The following is a 16,754-nucleotide window of genomic DNA, read 5'->3' as shown; positions in this document are numbered from 1 at the left end:
CTTATTTGATTACATCTTTTAAAGTATTATGCAATTCTTCACCTGTGATATTCTTGGCAATGATCACACCGTCAGGATCCAGCAAAACATTAGCCGGAATGCCACGGACACCATACAAGGCCGGTATTTCCGAATCCCAGTATTTCAGGTCGGATACATGTGTCCAGGTCAGGTTATCATCAGCGATGGCCTTCAGCCATTTATCTTTATTATTATCCAGGGAAATACCGATGATCGTGAAGTTCTTATCCTTGTAATCCTGGAATGCTTTCACGACATTCGGATTCTCGCGACGGCAGGGAGGACACCAGGATGCCCAGAAGTCCAACAGAATATATTTACCACGGAAGTCGGACAAGGAAACAGCTACTCCAGCCGTATCCGGTAAAGAGAACTCAGGTGCCGTCTTACCGATCTGTACGTTTTCCAATTGACCGATGATGCCATCCAGATCCTTCACATAAGGGCAGTTAGCCAAAGCCGGAGAGATTTTAGAACGAGTAGCCTTCAACTGATCCAGCGGTAGCTGATACGTAAAATACCGGTACAGATAGAAAGCTGCAGCCGGAGAGTCAGGATATTTGCTGATCAGGCTATCGATATCGAACCCGTTCTCAAAGACCTTGCTCTGGTTCTCCTGGAAAATCACATTAACAGGAGAATTCTGAACGATAATTGTCTCACCGTCATTACCGATCGTTACATCCATAATAGTGTTCTCAACAAAGAGTTGTACCGGATAATTCATATCCTCGGTAGCCAGACCATACAACAGAGGCTGGTCTACTTCACCTTTGAAGGTAAATTTACCATCCTCGATCTCGGCTGTATCCACATCAAAGAACATTTTATTACGGAAGGATTTCAGATAGATCTTGCCATCAGGCATATTCTCCACTACTCCGTTTATTACATAACCTTTGGACGTTTCCTGACAGCTTGCCAACAGGAACAACGCCATAACCATCATTACAAATTGTTTCATTTTTGCTTTGTTTATTGTTTAGTATCGGGATGATGATATCTTCCTTTCTTCAAGGTAATCTTACCATATTCGATGGCACGAACCGGACAGCGATGGATACAAGCGACACATTGTACACAGGTATCAGACCAGACAGGTCTCCCGTCGGTCAGCGTGATCGTTCCGGTCGGACAAACCCGCTCACACAGGCCGCATGAGATACAGTCATCCGTCACCCGAAAAGAATTCTTCCCTATGGCAAAGTTAGTAAAAAGAGGATATATCCAGTAGCTTTTCAGTCCCGGCAGGCTTCCTTTCTTGTATAAATTAACGTTTTTACCATCCCGAATAGCGGCAACAATAGCATCGACAGCCGAAGGGACGTCTTTCAGTTTCTCTTGTTCCACCTCTTTGCTATCGACATCGAAGCCCGGTAACAGGATATAATTGTTCGGCATAATGACTGAGTAACTATCGGTCAGTATAAGACCTTTCTTTTTCAGTACTTTCCGCATTATATCATCCGTATAACCACATTCGTCGCCACAGGTTGAGATAGAATAAACCGGTTGTTTATCGTATCCGGTCAGCTTCAAGCCAGAGATAAAGCGAGTTACAGGAACAGCTGGTCCCCAGGAATGCACCGGGTAAACGAACAGCACTTTCTCGTCTTCCCTGAGCGGACAGACAAATTCCTTTTTACCTGTTTTTAACTCCTCTGCTATCGAAACAACAGGCTCTCCCAAAGCGATGCCCAAAGCATTCGCAACCCAACGGGAGTTCCCGGTTCCTGAAAAGTAAAATATCATACGTGTATTTCTTATTTGGTTACAAATGTAAATATAATTCAGAATTAATGCCTTATCTTTGTTATGCTAGTAAACCAAATAAGAAATATTATGACTACAATGGAATTAAATTTACGGAAACAATGTTTCACCGAGTTCATCCTCTCGATGAGTGAAGAGGAGTTTACAGAGTTGGAGAATTACGCAAAAGCTTTACAGCAAAGAAAGGTTGCATCTAAAAGTAAACCGTATCCTTGGGCACCGACTCTTGATGAAATGAGATCGGTTGTTGCTGAATCTGAAGAGAACTACCGCCACGGGAAGTTTATCGAAGAAGAGGATATGGATAACTACTTGGATTCGCTTAAATGAAAAAGCTTAGATGGGACCCTATCGCCAAAGAACAAATCACAGAAATATTCAACTTTTATAAGACGCGATACGGAGTACGTACTGCCAAAAAAATTTCTGATGCAATCAGACTAAGCAGTAAAAGACTGAAAGAACAACCCCTGTTAGGATTTAAGGAACCTTTATTACTTAGTAATCCTCATGGATATCGTTCGCTTATTGAAGGTAATTATAAAATCGTATATTGCCTGGAAAAGGATAATTATATCAGAATTGCTGCCATATTCGATTGCAGACAAAATCCGGATAAACTGTCCCAAGCCTTATAGATAGAAGCACAGTAAACATCCTTTATACAGATTATTTACTGTGCTTTTCCTATTACATCTCCACATCCCAAACCCCGGCACTCTTCTCCAACTCTACAAGCGCTGTACAATAATTGAACAAAGTCTCTATATATTGTGCCTGCACATCATCATACGTCCGTTGGGCATCCAGGACCTCCAGCAGGGAGACTTCTCCCCGGTTATAGCTATAGATCTTCCCGTCGATCACTTCCTGGGCCGCATGAAGCATGCCATTCTCATAATGACTGACCTGCACCGTCAATGACTGATAACTGCGGTAAGCCTGCATCACTTCCGTCTGTACCTGTAATAAAGCCTGCTGATACTGCGTTTCCGCCTGCTGTTCACGGAAACGGGCTGCACGCACCGCCCCTTTATTAAAGTTGGAAAACTTCAGAGGAATGGCGATCCCCGCCGTCACCCCCGTAAAGGGAGGAGCCGGAGCTTCTTCATTATATACCCGGGCATTCTTGCTTACAGCGATGGAAAGGTCTACATCCGTATTCCGTTCCCGCCGTGTCACTTTCAGAGCACGGGCAGCTACTTCCTTATTCTTCAGGGCAGCCACCAGATCGGCACGGTTGATGGAAGCAGTAGAGATCAGGTCGGCAAGCACAAAATCGCGGGATGACAGATGCAGCGAAGCCTCCGGAATATATAAGGTATCCCGGGCAACCGAACCGGTCAGCAGGTTCAGATTAGAGAAAGCGTTATGCAAATCTGTTTCCGCCTGCAATAATTCATTCTTCAGGATACCAGCCTCCAGACGGCTTTGCGTAGCATCGATCTCCATAATCTTCCCTAAAGTGAAACGAACACTGTCACTTTCCGCCAACTGGCGGATATTCTCATAAGCATTCTGCTTCACCTTATACAATTCATATTGTTTCAATGCCTCCAGGTAAGAGACCGTAGCATCGGCACGCAAGTTGCGGAAGTAATCGGCAAGGAGCGCCTTCGTCAATTCACTTTCACTCCGGGCAAGGGCTATATTCGCTCCCCGTTTCCCGAAAGAAAACGTTTTGCTCAGTTCTACCTCTACTCCTTCTCCCATCTGCAAGCTTCCGTTTTCGTTATTGAAATACGATACGGAAAGGTTCGGGTCGTTGAAGACTTTCGAAGCAACGACCTCCGCTTCGGAAACATCCATATTCAGACGTTCGGCTGCATACTCCAGGTTCCCTTCCGTCACCTTCTCCATATAATTGCGGTAAGAGAGGGGAACCATCTGCTGGGCACTCCCTGCCAAACTTCCGGCAAGCAGGCACATAGTAATATATTGTCGCATATCTTTTATTCTTTTTATCTGCAATTTCTAATTTATTTAAGCTGTCGGCTCTTCCGGATTAACAGCTCCCGCATCTTCATCTAAATAGTGCTTTTCCACCAGATAATACAAAGCAGGAAGTACATAAAGCGTAATAACGGTCGCAAACAGCAGCCCATAGACAATCACCGTTGCCAACGGACGCTGCACATCGGAACCGATCCCCGTACTCAAGGAAGCTGGCAACAATCCCAATACAGCTACTGTTGCCGTCATCAGGATCGGACGGAAACGGTGTTTCGCCCCGGTAATAATGGACTGCTTGAAACCCCGGTCGCGGCTACGCAGGTTATTGATATGAGAGATCATAATCACACCATTCTGAATCGCCACACCGATCAACGCAATAAAACCGACGGCAGAAGACACATTCAGCGTCATCCTCCGCACATTCAACGCCAACATGCCGCCGAAAAGAGCCAAAGGAACCACGCACATCATCAAAGCTGCCTGACGGAACTTTCCACAGGCGGCAAACAACAGCAACAGCATGATACCTAAAGCCAGAGGCACGACTGCCGCCAGACGTTTATAGGCACGGTTCTGATTCTCGAACTGTCCTGCCCATTGCAGATGAACGGTATCATGGTTATAGGCAACCTCCTTATCGATCAGCCGGTTCGCCTTATTCAGAAACTCGGTCAGGTCAACGCCACGCAGGTTGATATGGATAGTCAGATGGCGTTTGTTCATTTCACGGGAAATGGTACTGGCACCGGTTGTCATTTTCACTTCTGCCACCTGCGAAAGCGGTATCTTCGCTCCTGCCCCGTTAGTAAGCAACAGATTACCGATACTTTCGGGCGTATCACGGCTGGCATCGTCGAAACGGCAGATCACGTCGTAACTTTTGCTTCCGACAAATATCTGCGAGATAGCCTTTCCTCCGATCGCCAGCTCGATCATATCGGCTACATCGGAAAAGTTCAGTCCGTATTGCGCGATACGGTCACGGTCGGCGACTATTTGCAACTGAGGTAACGGCGGTTCCTGGTCAATAGCTACGTCGGCAGCTCCGGGAATCGCACGCAGTACATTTACCACTTTGTCGGCTATATGGCGGGTATCGGTAATATCATCGCCATAGACTTTGATTGCCAGGTCACTATGGGCACCGGCTATCTGGTCCATTACCATGTCGATGATCGGTTGCGAGAAGCTGACAGTATAGCCGGGCATGGTCGACAACGTTTCCGACATTTCCTCGATCAGGTCTGCCTTTGTCTTGCCGAACTTCCAGGTGTCGTAGGGTTTCAGACCTACTCCGCATTCGATATGGGAAAGAGAGAAAGCCTCTGCTCCCTCATCATCACGACCTACCTGGGTCATTACATAAGAGACTTCATCAAACTGTTTCACCGCTTTACGCAACTCCGCTCCCATCTCTTTCGACTTCTCGATCGAAATACCTGGAGGTAACTGCACCTGAATCCAGATAGCTCCTTCATCAAGCGGCGGCAGGAAGTCTTTTCCAACCGTATAACTCAAGACACCGGCAGCAACCAGTATAACCAATAACGGCAGTAATACCCGCTTAGGTTTATCCAGCAAAGCGACGATCTGTCTGTGATAGATCTCTCCCAACTTCTCCAGCCAGCGGTTATGATATATCTTACGCGGTTTGCGATAAGCATAAAAAGCCAGTCCCGGTATCAGGAACAAAGCGACAGCCAGAGCACCCAACAAAGCATATCCTACGGTGTAAGCCATCGGCGTAAACAGTTTCTTTTCGATATGTTCGAAAGCAAACAGGGGAAGATAAGCCGTTATGATAATTAATGTAGAGAAAAAGATCGGACGGGCAACTTCTGTCGTACGGCGCAGGATGGAATCTTCAGTCAGTATCTCGTCCGGATGCCGTTCGCGCTTCTTCAGGATAGTTTCCATCATTACAATCGCTCCGTCCACCAAAATACCGAAGTCGATAGCACCCAACGAAAGCAGGTTGGCAGGAATATCCGTCAGGTGCATCAGGATAAAGGCGATCAACAAGGATAACGGAATGGTAAGTGCTACCAATAAAGCGCCACGCCAGTTCCCTAAAAACAGGATCAGAACCAACACCACCAGCACCATTCCCTCAAACAGTGTGTGGGATACGGTATGCAAGGTCATATCAACCAGATTCGTACGATCCATAAAGACATGCAGGCGGGTTCCTTCAGGTAGGGTCTCATTATTCAGTTCGTCCACAGCCAGATGCACACCTTCCAGCACCTTAGACGGATTCTCGCCGCGAAGCATCTGGACAATACCTTCCACCCCATCCGAATGGTCACGCACGCCGTCGAAGAAACCCAGTACGCCCTTGCGTTCCAGATTCCCGTACTTCAATGTTCCCAGATCGTCGAGATAGACAGGTATACCATTCTCGGTTTTGATAACAATACGCCCCAGGTCTGTCAGGTCTTTTACCAGACCGATACCACGGATCACGTAACTCAGGTCGCCCCGGCTCAACATGCTGCCGCCGGCATTTACGTTATTCTTTTCGATCTTCTCGGTGATATCGCCCAATGTCACATTATATTGTTCCATCTTATGCGGATTCACTTCTATCTGATACTGTGTAGTAATACCGCCATAGTTACTGACATCGGCAACCCCTGTCACTTGTTTCAAACGGGGAATGATCACCCACTTATGCAGGTCGGTCAACTCACGCAGATCCAGCCGGTCACTTTCCAGTACATACCGGAAAATCTCGCCGGTAGGTGAAGTCAGCGGGTTCAATCCCGGAACCGCATCGTAAGGTAGTTCCACATCGACCAGACGTTCCTGCACACGCTGGCGTGCCCAGTAATCGTCGATACCGTCGTCGAACACCAGCACGACAGTAGACAGTCCGAAGGTATTCTTACTTCGCATCACATTCAGCCCCGGCATGCCGTTCATCGCCCTCTCGATAGGGATACTAATCTGTTGCTCGATCTCTTCGGCAGCCAGTCCGGGAACCTGCGTTACAACCTGTACGGTGGTATCGGCAATATCCGGATAGGCGTCAATCGCCAGGTTCGTCCACGAATAATATCCTACTACGGCAAGAAACAGGAATAGCACGAACATCAAGCCCCGCCGATGTATCGCCATATAAATTATCTTCTTCATAGGATCTACCGGGCATCAAGTAAATAAAAAGCTCCCGTACTTACAATCGTATCTCCGGGTGTCAGTCCGGAAAGAATCACCGTCTTGCCGTCTTCCGTAACAGAAGTAGAAACTTTCTGCTTCCGGTAACAATTATTGCCTAGCGCAAGCAAAACATAAGCACTCTCCTCTTCCTGCAGAATAGCCGAAGTCGGGATACGGATTACCTCCGTACTGCGGTCGCACAATTTGACCGTCCCATACATAGCCGGTTTCATCAGACGCGAACTGTTATCACATTCGATCAAAACCTCTACCGAACGGGTATCTTCATCCAGCATTTCACTGACATGATAGATCTTTCCAGAAAACGGCTGGTCAGGCATAGCCAGCAAACGGACTTCAACACTGTCGAGTGTCTGTATCATCCCCATATCCTTTTCTTTCACATGGGCAGCGACCCATACTTTACTCAGGTTAGCGATCACCGCCACCGGTTCGGCATCTTCCTTGATATACTGGCCGATCACGATACGGTCGGTCACGATCTCGCCTGCTATCGGTGAACGAACGATCAGAGGTTGTCCCAGCACAAGTTCGTCCGGCTCTATCTGGAATACCTTCAGGGCGGCTACCGCATTCTCATAATCTTTTTTCTTCAGTTCGTAATTGACTTCCGCCTCTTCCAGTTCTTTCTGTACGCCGACTTTGTTCTGCAACAGGTCCTTTTCACGTTTTAGGCTTTTCAGAGCCAGTTCCATCTCTTGCTTGGCCTGGTAATATGCCTTCCCTGTTTCAAAGAAATCCGGCGAACTTATCTCAAAAACCGGACTTCCAGGTATTACCTTCTGTCCCAGGCGTACGAATGATTTGGATATACGTCCGGCAAAAGGAGAAGCGATCTCCGCATAATTGGACGGAATAGCCTTCACGACACCGGAAGTGGTAAACTCCAGGCGGTAAGATTCTTTCTTTACAACATCGGTTTTCAACCGGGACAAGATAGGTGATTTATCCCCTATTTGTATCGTGTCGCCATGCAAAGTTACAGCAATAGCAACCTCATCGTCCTGTTTATTATGGTTACAGGAACATAATACCATTGCCGGAAGCAATAGTAATAGTAATTGTTTCATATTGATTTTCTTGTATTAAATAATTCTGTTTTTCGTTACTGGTAGATTATTTAATACTGAAAGGAGGGGCACGAAGATTGATGTTACGTACAAGACGTACAGGGGTTATATACTTGTGTTGTTGAATAAACACGGCAAGAAGTACCCAAGCTGTTGCCAATGCAAAACACAAGGCAGCGGCTTCCAACATAATATCATCCAATTCCTGGATCGTATTGAAAGCAGTCGAGCTATGTGTATGATGGGGCAAACCGTCCGCTCCCGGCAGGAAGGGATGGGAATGGGTAATAGAATAGGTCGGGAAATAATGGGTATGGGTAAACGCAGTACCACCTACATAGTAACTCATAAAGAGTACTACCAGCAGATATTTCGCTATAGCCATACAGATTGATTTCACACGCTCCCGATTTGGTTACAAAGGTATCTATTTATTTTGGTAATACTTTTACAAATGTGTAACGATTCTGTTATTATTTCCCGTATTTCATTTGGTACACGTTGATTTTATCCATTAATTTGTAATACTTAAAACAAACACAGATATGAAAAGGACTATACTTCTCTTTGCGACCATGGCCTGTATGACCATTTCATCCCTCCCGGCGCAGGAGGCTGCAGTAAACAAAATCATAGAAACCGCACGAACGGACAACCGGGTCATGAACCATCTGGATATTCTGACCAACCGTTTCGGCGGACGCCCGATCGGCTCCGATGCCTATGATAATGCCACCGAATGGGTCGCCTCCAAATTTAAAGAATGGGGACTGGAAGTCGAACTACAGGAAGCTGGCACATTACCGGTCGGATTCAACCGGGGACCGTGGTTCGGCAAACTGCTCGGTGAAAACGGTATGGACCTCCATTTCGTTACCCCTTCTTATACCTCCGGCACAAAAGGTCTTCAACGGGGACACGTGCTGCTCGAACCGCTTACACAGGATGAGTTCGACCGGATGAGAGGTCAACTGAAAGGAGCGTGGATATTAGTCAGCGGGACGAATGTCGGATGGCCGATTGCCCACTCAGCTTCGGCCGATTCCAGCCGTGCCGCGATTATCGCCGAGAATAATGAAATAGCCAAAAAGAACCGTGAAATAATGACTGACAACTGGGTAAATAAGAAGAATACCCCATTGCTGCCTCTTAAAGAAGATGTACCGGCATTGTTCTACAAAGAGATGTGCGAAGCTGGTGTCTTAGGCTTTATCCAATCGGCCCCTGTTCCACTCCGTGCACTTTATGATAAGAACGTCGTATTCGATCAGGAAATGACAATAGAAAAACTCCCGACAGTTCCCGATATTAAGCTGGATGAACATCAATATGCCACCATTAAACAGATGGTAAAAGAACGCCGTTCTTTCATGCTCGAATTCGATATACGTAACCATTTCCGTCTGGGACCGGTAAAATATTACAATGTAATAGGTTCCATCAAAGGGAGCAAATATCCCGGAGAATATGTTATGTTAAGCGGCCACCTCGACTCTTTTGATGTGGGAACAGGTGGTGTGGATGACGGTTCGGGCGTTACCCCTGTTATGGAAGCAGCCCGCTTGATCGCAACATCCGGAGCCAAACCCAAACGTACCATGCTATTCTGTGCCTTTGCCGGTGAAGAATTTGGTCTGCTGGGTGCTACAGCCTGGGTGGAAGGGAATCCGAAGAAACTGGAAAAGATATCCAACCTCTTCAACCGTGATGGAGGCCCTACTCCTCCGGTCGGGATCAGTGTACCTAAAGCAATGTATGATGATTTTGTAAAGATATGCGAACCTATCCAAAAGATCGATCCGGAATATCCGTTCGAAGTCAAAGAAGCAGCTCCCCGCAAACAACCGAAAACACCGGGTGGTACGGATGCTTCAGTCTTCGCTATCGAAGGTGTTCCGACCATAGGCTTTATGGAAAAGGATATCAAAGGGTACAACTTCAGCTACGATGAAATATGGCATACGGAACGTGACTTATACACTAAGAGCATTCCTGAATACCAGGAACATGCAGCGACTGTTATGGCTATCGTCGGACTGGGAGTAGCTAACCTCGACCATCAATTGTCACGCGAAGGATTATATATTAAAGAAGAATAAAAGAAAATCAAGCAACCCTGTTAAACAAGTAAGGCAGACGCCCCTGGGCATCTGCCTTATCTCTTTTGCGGTTATAAACCTTTTTCGATACATGCACCCGGTTATGACTGACCGGACGTCCGTGATTCTCCAGTTCCGCTTCGCGGCTTCCTTTACGGTTCGCCTTGATGTACTCGTCCAGCGGAGAGACTTTCTTTTTCTTCTTCATAGCTGTATTCTTTTACGGCTACAAAGATACAATTATTTTTCCGGATATTGTCTCTTCGGATTTTTAGGAAACCATCCTTTCAATACACGCTCCTCTTGTTCGAACACTTCCTTGATCGTCCAGAACGAAGAGAAAGCAAATACTCCGCAGATAGCAGATACAAAAACACTTTCGATCAATAAGGAAGCAACCGTTCCGGCAATTCCTAAAAGAAGGAATATCCACCAGCATTTGGTTCCCCAATAGTATTCCGCTTTAACAACTATCGGATGAAATAATCCGATTATCAGAAAAGTAACGATCCCAATCAGTAGCCCGTCAAAATTTATCATCTCCATATTTGTATTGTTTAATATAAAACAGACAGGTCGGTTTGTCTGTTTAGACAAAGATACAAAAATTAAATACTCGTCCTGATAAATTGTATTTATCGGACAATAATTAAAACAAAAAAGACACTCCCGGAAAGGAATGCCTTTTTGCATATATTGCTATACTAAAATCTTATTGAGCCTGAGCAGGAGCTTCTGCCGGAGTTTCTTCTTCAGCCGGAGCATTAGCCGATGGCTGTGCTGTTCCGAAATTAGGAGCTACCGTATTCGGGTCGATTGTAACAGCTTCATTTACCTGTTTTTTGATTTCAGATTGCGTAGTAGTTGTTGCTCTGGGAATAAATGCTGTAATAACGATACTACATACAATAACAAAACCTGCCAGGCCCCATGTTGCTTTTTCCAAAAAGTCTGTGGTTTTACGTACACCCATAATTTGGTTAGATGAAGAGAATCCCGAAGCCAGACCTCCCCCCTTTGAGTTCTGGATCAATACTATCAGGATCAGAAGTATTGAAGCGATCAGGATTAGAATAGAAATAAATACGTACATTTTAGTTTTATTTTTTAGTGTTAATAATCAATTTTTCCAAAAATCTAATTTGGTCTGCAAAGTAAGCATTTTTTTCTGGATAATTCAAATATAAGTTTTTAATAATTTGCAATGCCTTCTCATACCGTTTCTGTTTAACATAAATATGGGCTAAAGTCTCGGTAAAATAAGAATCATCGTCCAACGAACGAGGTTGCTCACTCTCCTCTTCTTTCAACGGAGTCAGGGAAGAGAGATCATCCGACTGCAGAGTCAGTGACAAACCGCTACCCGGTGCTCGTTGTTCGTCATTTTTAATAAAAGAATCGATCAGATCATGATGTTGAAGTCTGGCAGCCGGCTCCTCTTCCACCGGTGTCTCATCTTTGGATAACGACCAATAAATATAATCCGACGATACGGATGGTTGAAACAATAAACTCTCATCTGCCGGTTGTTGTTCCCCCTCGCTCTCACGATCAGCCAGAAAGGCTTCTATTAAAGAGAAAGAATCCGCAGCGGAAGTCTCTTCCTTATCCGATGCTGTTCTAAACGCCATACCATAACGTTCTCCTTCGATCAATGTAAATAATTTTCTTCTATCCGGTATATAAACTGCCATCCTTTTCAATTCTGCGGCAAAACGTATATCGTTCAATACAGCCAGATTCTTCAGGTAAAGCATCCGGGCTATATGAAAATAGGGATATTCATCCACTATCTGACGCAACGGGGAAAGTGTCTCCTTCGTCAACAGAGAGGGATCTTCTATCAATAGATATAAGTCTGCAGCTTTCATAATTTTACCAATTGGCTACGGTTGCATTATAAATCTGGTCCGTCAACTCATCGACAATCTCCGTACATAACTCAGCCTGTACATCCTGCAACATCCGGGTCGCATCGAACTCGCGATAAGCCGAAAAGCTCTGTTCGAAATCTTCCTCCGGATTTGTCCGGTTAGAATATCGGACACGCACAGTGATCGTCAACTTCGTCTGGGATGACCAGGCATCTTCCTTGACAGCCATCGGAGTCAGTTCATAACCGGTAATCTCACCTTCCAGATCCAGATCACCATTGTTATTGACCATCTGAAGGCGTGTCTGACGGATATAAATATCCTTCAATGCTTCGGTAAACTCCTGCGATAACGGAGGATACACCAAAGGAGCCTGGTTCGGGAAATCCTTGACAGTAATTGTTTTTACTTTCGTATAGTCAATCGAAGCTCCGTTGAACTTATAGGAAATAGAACAAGCCGTTACTATTACCCCTATCATCAGACAGAGCCAGATCACATTCTTTTTCAACATATTATTCCAAATTATATTCTTTAATCTTTCTGTAAAGAGTACGTTCTGATATTTTCAGGTCGGCCGCCGCATTCTTCCGGCGTCCGTTATGTTTTTCCAACGCCTTACGGATCATATCTTTCTCAACATCTTCCAACGAAAGTGTCTCTTCTTCCTCTACCGCTTCCGCTTCCTGGATCGGTGCCGAATGTACCGGATGGATCGGATGTGCATAAGTAGTCTCGTCGGCTACCGGCATAGGCATTTTTCCTCCCATGATATCGTGAACCAGCTTTTTCAGTTCATTGACATCGTTCTTCATATCGAAAAGTACCTGGTAAAGTATCTCGCGTTCACTGTTGAAAAACTTCTGGTCGCTCTCCTGTTTCTTAACCAGCACCGGATATTTTTCCACATTCAGATCCGGAAGATACAAACGCAGCACGCTGGCTGTAATATCACGGTTTTCCTCGATCACAGAAATACGTTCCGTTATATTCTTCAACTCACGAACGTTTCCCGGCCAGCGGTAAGAGGTCAGCAACTGGCGTGCCTCTTCATCCAACCGGATCGGGGGCATTCGATATTTCTCGGCACAGTCTCCTGCGAATTTACGGAACAGCAGGATGATATCCTCCGGACGTTCGCGCAACGGCGGTATCTGGATAGGTACCGTATTCAAACGATAATACAGATCTTCACGGAATTTCCCGTCTGCCACAGCCTGCACCAGGTTCACATTAGTTGCAGCGACAATCCTCACATTGGTTTTCAGCACTTTCGAAGAACCGACCTTAATAAATTCGCCGGTCTCGAGAACACGCAACAAACGGGCTTGCGTCGGAGTGGGCAGCTCCCCTACTTCATCCAGAAAAATAGTTCCTCCGTCGGCTACTTCAAAATAACCCTTCCGGTCTGCCAACGCTCCGGTAAAAGATCCTTTTTCATGTCCGAACAATTCGGAGTCTATGGTACCTTCCGGAATAGCCCCACAGTTCACGGCTATATACTGACCATGTTTACGCGGACTATTCTGATGTATGATCTGAGGAAAAGTTTCTTTACCGACACCACTTTCTCCCGTAATAAGCACAGACAAATCAGTCGGAGCCACCTGGAGAGCGACATCGATTGCCCTATTCAGGCCAGGGCTATTTCCTATAATTCCAAAACGCTGTTTTATTTGCTGGACGTCAACCTTAATCATCATATCTATTGAATATCTGTAATTATTTCAGTTTGTCTGCCAAAATTACAAATCTTAATTCAAATTCCAGCTATCAAGAGTGGATTCTATCAGCGGATTCTTATTTTTTAGCACCATAAGTACGGTTGAATAGAAATTCAGCCAGTGCCGTATCATCCGTAAAATTCTTTATTTCGTCAGGCGAAATAGGTTCACCTACATACACATCAACTGTTTTCCCCCGTTTGTTAAAAGCCTCGGCAGGAATACGCAAAGTACGTATCTTCCAACTGATACTACCCAGCCAGTAAAAGAAGCGGGAATTTAAAAAATCAAAATAAACGGGATATATCGGAACATTAGCTTTGCGGATCAGACGGATCACGCTGTGTGTCCAGGGAAGATCATGGATTCCCTTGTCTTCCTTATTATAAAAAGAAATCGCCCCAGCCGGAAAAAACCCCATCGGATGCCCTTCTTTCAGGCGTTGTAAAGAATAGCGTACGCCATTTATATTAGCCGGGTTCGGACCATTGCCGGTAGAATCGGGTAGGACTGAAACAAAATTATCCTTCATGGCACCGATCTTTACCAGGATCTCGTTCACCATAACTTTAAAGTCCGGACGACGGGCTGCCATGATATCGATCAGTATAATACCATCGACCGAACCTATCGGATGATTCGATATTGTTATAAATGCCCCTTCTGGCAAATGATCCAATATTTCCGCATTATGCAATTTATACTTGATATCGATCAGGGGATCATTCAGTAATGCAGTAGTAAACGCTGATCCACGCAAATGGCAGTTATTGGCATGTACCTTGTTTACTTTGTCAACACTTAACCATTTAATCAGTAATTTGCCAAGGAAGGTGCCTATACGGCTTCTGAAGAACGGGGCAGCTTCCTGCAAATCATTAATGTCTACTACGCTCTTTTTCATATTCTATTTATTCAATAAACGATGCGCACATTTTTTCGTGCTTGCGCATCGACATGAGCAATACAAAATTCAATACGATTATTTCATACAGGAAATAAACCCAGACCTCACCTACCAACACAACGATAAACATAACGATCGTACGTCCGTTAAATGTCAGCAGATCTATATAACGCATTAAGTCACGACTTTGTTTACGAAAAGCAACCCGTACATTTTCCGGAATATCATCCCCGTATTTGGCATGAAGGCTCTGTAACATACGTTGCAAAGAAGGAGTGGCTTTCACCTGAAGTAAAGTATATCCCCTGTAAAGAAAATAAAATGTTTTATTGATACCCAGTTTCATCTCTTTATGACGGGCTATCACCTGCTCCAGAGACTGGAATTCTGCCCCCTTATCCTTACTGATGAAATAAAGATGTAATGTTTTATAATAATCGGTTATATTCGCCTGTACCAGATGGGATAAGCCGGAGATAACGGCTAAAGCGAAAAACCAATAAGTACCATATTCGTGAGATAAGCGGAGAGCAAAACCGACATAGATAGAAGCAAACCAGATATCACCGGCAAATCCGTCAAGTATTCGCCCGATAGCAGACTTGATGCCGGTCAGACGTGCCAGTTGACCGTCTACGCAGTCGAGTATATTAGCAAAAATCAATAATAAAATACCACAGATATTATAAACCAGATTATCATGATAAAACATGAAACCGACGGCCGCTCCTACAAATATGGAAATGACCGTCACCATATTCGGGGTAATACCCGTGCCACGCAACATACGAGCGATACGGAAACCGATCGGACGATAAAACGCCCGGTCAACCACATTTTCAGTTTCTATCGATTTCAATGATGCTTCGTATTCTTTATCCAAATTACTCATCGATCTATTATTTATACGAATATCCGCCGTCTACAACGACCACTTCGCCATTAAAATAACTATTTTCTATTAACATCTTATACACTTCAGCCAACTCTTCCGGATCACAAAAACGTCCTAAAGCAACCTTGTTCTCTATATTCCTCCGTATCTCGGCCGGTTTAGTCTTCTGCCATTCGGTATCGACAAACCCGGGAGCAACTGCGTTCACACGCAACTCATAAGGTGTCAGGAATTTGACCATATTCTTTACCAAAGCATGCACAGCACTTTTGGTTACCCCGTAAGCCAGAGAAACCGAATGCGGCTGAATACCCATCAAAGAACCGGTAAAAACCACACTGCCCCCTTTATTGATCAATTGAACAATACGTTGTAATAAGAATACAGGGAAATGTACATTCGCAAAAAAGACCCGTTCCCAATCTGCAAGCGATAAGTCCTCAAATGAATCGCGACAAGTCAGTCCTGCATTAAAGACAACAGCATCCAACAGCAAATTATTCTCCCGCAAATAAGCATCTATTTTATCAATGGATTCTTTCTTTGTTATATCAGCCTGTAGTACAGACACGTTGATCCCGAATTGCTGCCGCAAACAATCTTGTGTTTGTTCAGCCTTTCCCGGATCAGAGGCATAAGTAAGCACAAGGTCATACCCGGCTTTTCCCAGACAGAAAGCCACCGCTTTACCTATACCCTTCGTACCACCGGTAATTAAAGCACACTTTTCCATGAGTTCTTTTTATTCTTCCCCTTTTCCCTTTACAGTAGCAGGTTTAGCATGTCGTTGATATTTCAGGTTCTCTTCGTAGGAATCATGAATCGTTTTCTTCAAATTAGATGAAGATACGCCGGTTCCATATGGGAAATAGAAAACCTGTACACCTAAATCTTTCAGATAATCGTATTTGCCGAACCAGTCGTCACCAACCACGAAAGCATCGATATTCAATTTCTTTACAATCTCTGTATGATCCAACGTATGCTGCGGTATGACAATATCCGGAGTTTTCAACGCTTCAATGATTTGAAGACGTTCATTGAACGGGATAATGGGATTCGCTTTATAGGAAGAAACCAGTTCGTCCGTGCTTACTCCTACGATAAGGATATCAGCCAGACTACGAGCATAATTGATCATCCGGAGATGATTATAATGAAACATATCGAATGTTCCGGAAGTATATACGATCGTTTTATCTTTAAACATAATTCATGTTGCAATTTTGAACCACAAACTTACGCAAACTTT

19 protein-coding genes are annotated in these 16,754 nt (G+C 44.8%); 3 read left to right on the top strand and 16 right to left on the bottom strand.

Annotated features, from left to right (window positions below; translation table 11 throughout):
• Position 1: 1 nt before the first annotated feature.
• Positions 2-985: a TlpA disulfide reductase family protein gene (locus DWW23_RS08925; RefSeq protein WP_122352943.1), complete on the bottom strand. Its 984-nt coding sequence runs from the start codon at positions 983-985 to the stop codon at positions 2-4.
• 11 nt (positions 986-996) lie between these two features.
• On the bottom strand, positions 997-1,773 hold the full coding sequence (locus DWW23_RS08920) for an EFR1 family ferrodoxin (protein WP_122352942.1): 777 nt from the start codon (positions 1,771-1,773) through the stop codon (positions 997-999).
• A 99-nt stretch (positions 1,774-1,872) separates the two neighbouring features.
• Here DWW23_RS08920 and DWW23_RS08915 point away from each other — a divergent pair, with 99 nt between their 5' ends.
• The gene (locus DWW23_RS08915; RefSeq protein ID WP_233564291.1) at positions 1,873-2,124 is read left to right on the top strand and encodes a hypothetical protein; all 252 of its coding nucleotides are present in this window, start codon (positions 1,873-1,875) and stop codon (positions 2,122-2,124) included.
• Positions 2,121-2,432: a type II toxin-antitoxin system RelE/ParE family toxin gene (locus DWW23_RS08910; RefSeq protein WP_122352940.1), complete on the top strand. Its 312-nt coding sequence runs from the start codon at positions 2,121-2,123 to the stop codon at positions 2,430-2,432. The genes DWW23_RS08915 and DWW23_RS08910 overlap by 4 nt, the downstream gene beginning before the upstream one ends.
• Before the next feature lie 52 nt (positions 2,433-2,484).
• Here the strand turns inward: DWW23_RS08910 and DWW23_RS08905 are convergent, their stop codons facing one another.
• The 4 genes from DWW23_RS08905 to DWW23_RS08890 are packed head-to-tail and all read right to left on the bottom strand — an operon-like array spanning position 2,485 to position 8,388.
• Positions 2,485-3,741 carry a TolC family protein gene (locus DWW23_RS08905; RefSeq protein ID WP_122352939.1) on the bottom strand — a complete coding sequence of 419 codons (1,257 nt, stop codon included), beginning with the start codon at positions 3,739-3,741 and terminating at the stop codon, positions 2,485-2,487.
• A 36-nt stretch (positions 3,742-3,777) separates the two neighbouring features.
• Positions 3,778-6,888: an efflux RND transporter permease subunit gene (locus DWW23_RS08900; RefSeq protein WP_122352938.1), complete on the bottom strand. Its 3,111-nt coding sequence runs from the start codon at positions 6,886-6,888 to the stop codon at positions 3,778-3,780.
• 5 nt (positions 6,889-6,893) lie between these two features.
• Positions 6,894-8,003, bottom strand: coding sequence for an efflux RND transporter periplasmic adaptor subunit (locus DWW23_RS08895; RefSeq protein ID WP_122352937.1), 1,110 nt, complete (start codon positions 8,001-8,003; stop codon positions 6,894-6,896).
• Positions 8,004-8,049: 46 nt separating this feature from the next.
• On the bottom strand, positions 8,050-8,388 hold the full coding sequence (locus DWW23_RS08890) for a hypothetical protein (protein WP_222941154.1): 339 nt from the start codon (positions 8,386-8,388) through the stop codon (positions 8,050-8,052).
• Positions 8,389-8,548: 160 nt separating this feature from the next.
• On the opposite strand from DWW23_RS08890, the gene DWW23_RS08885 reads away from it, so the two are divergent.
• Positions 8,549-10,102: a M28 family metallopeptidase gene (locus tag DWW23_RS08885; protein WP_122352935.1), complete on the top strand. Its 1,554-nt coding sequence runs from the start codon at positions 8,549-8,551 to the stop codon at positions 10,100-10,102.
• 7 nt (positions 10,103-10,109) lie between these two features.
• On the opposite strand, the gene DWW23_RS08880 is transcribed toward DWW23_RS08885, so the two are convergent.
• From DWW23_RS08880 to DWW23_RS08835, 10 genes are all read right to left on the bottom strand, one after another.
• Positions 10,110-10,310: a hypothetical protein gene (locus DWW23_RS08880; RefSeq protein WP_122352934.1), complete on the bottom strand. Its 201-nt coding sequence runs from the start codon at positions 10,308-10,310 to the stop codon at positions 10,110-10,112.
• Between the two features lie 32 nt (positions 10,311-10,342).
• Complete coding sequence (locus tag DWW23_RS08875; RefSeq protein ID WP_010802445.1) at positions 10,343-10,648, bottom strand: DUF4491 family protein; 306 nt, start codon at positions 10,646-10,648, stop codon at positions 10,343-10,345.
• 166 nt (positions 10,649-10,814) lie between these two features.
• Positions 10,815-11,195, bottom strand: coding sequence for a preprotein translocase subunit SecG (gene secG, locus DWW23_RS08870; RefSeq protein ID WP_122352933.1), 381 nt, complete (start codon positions 11,193-11,195; stop codon positions 10,815-10,817).
• A gap of 7 nt (positions 11,196-11,202) precedes the next feature.
• Complete coding sequence (locus tag DWW23_RS08865) at positions 11,203-11,973, bottom strand: hypothetical protein (RefSeq protein WP_122352932.1); 771 nt, start codon at positions 11,971-11,973, stop codon at positions 11,203-11,205.
• 4 nt (positions 11,974-11,977) lie between these two features.
• Entirely contained in the window at positions 11,978-12,490 is a 513-nt protein-coding gene (locus DWW23_RS08860; protein ID WP_122352931.1) for an LptE family protein, read from the bottom strand.
• Position 12,491: 1 nt separating this feature from the next.
• Positions 12,492-13,676 carry a sigma-54-dependent Fis family transcriptional regulator gene (locus tag DWW23_RS08855; protein WP_122353100.1) on the bottom strand — a complete coding sequence of 395 codons (1,185 nt, stop codon included), beginning with the start codon at positions 13,674-13,676 and terminating at the stop codon, positions 12,492-12,494.
• Between the two features lie 100 nt (positions 13,677-13,776).
• Complete coding sequence (locus DWW23_RS08850) at positions 13,777-14,604, bottom strand: lysophospholipid acyltransferase family protein (RefSeq protein ID WP_122352930.1); 828 nt, start codon at positions 14,602-14,604, stop codon at positions 13,777-13,779.
• A gap of 7 nt (positions 14,605-14,611) precedes the next feature.
• Entirely contained in the window at positions 14,612-15,499 is an 888-nt protein-coding gene (locus DWW23_RS08845) for a CDP-alcohol phosphatidyltransferase family protein (RefSeq protein ID WP_122352929.1), read from the bottom strand.
• Between the two features lie 7 nt (positions 15,500-15,506).
• On the bottom strand, positions 15,507-16,235 hold the full coding sequence (locus DWW23_RS08840) for an SDR family NAD(P)-dependent oxidoreductase (RefSeq protein WP_122352928.1): 729 nt from the start codon (positions 16,233-16,235) through the stop codon (positions 15,507-15,509).
• A 9-nt stretch (positions 16,236-16,244) separates the two neighbouring features.
• Entirely contained in the window at positions 16,245-16,712 is a 468-nt protein-coding gene (locus tag DWW23_RS08835) for an adenylyltransferase/cytidyltransferase family protein (protein WP_007658908.1), read from the bottom strand.
• Between the last annotated feature and the right edge of the window lie 42 nt (positions 16,713-16,754).

The sequence above is a fragment of the Parabacteroides sp. AF14-59 genome, assembly GCF_003479515.1.
Lineage (GTDB): Bacteria > Bacteroidota > Bacteroidia > Bacteroidales > Tannerellaceae > Parabacteroides > Parabacteroides faecis.
The sequence above is the reverse complement of the archived record's forward strand: the minus strand, read 5'-3'. Positions and strand labels throughout refer to the sequence as shown.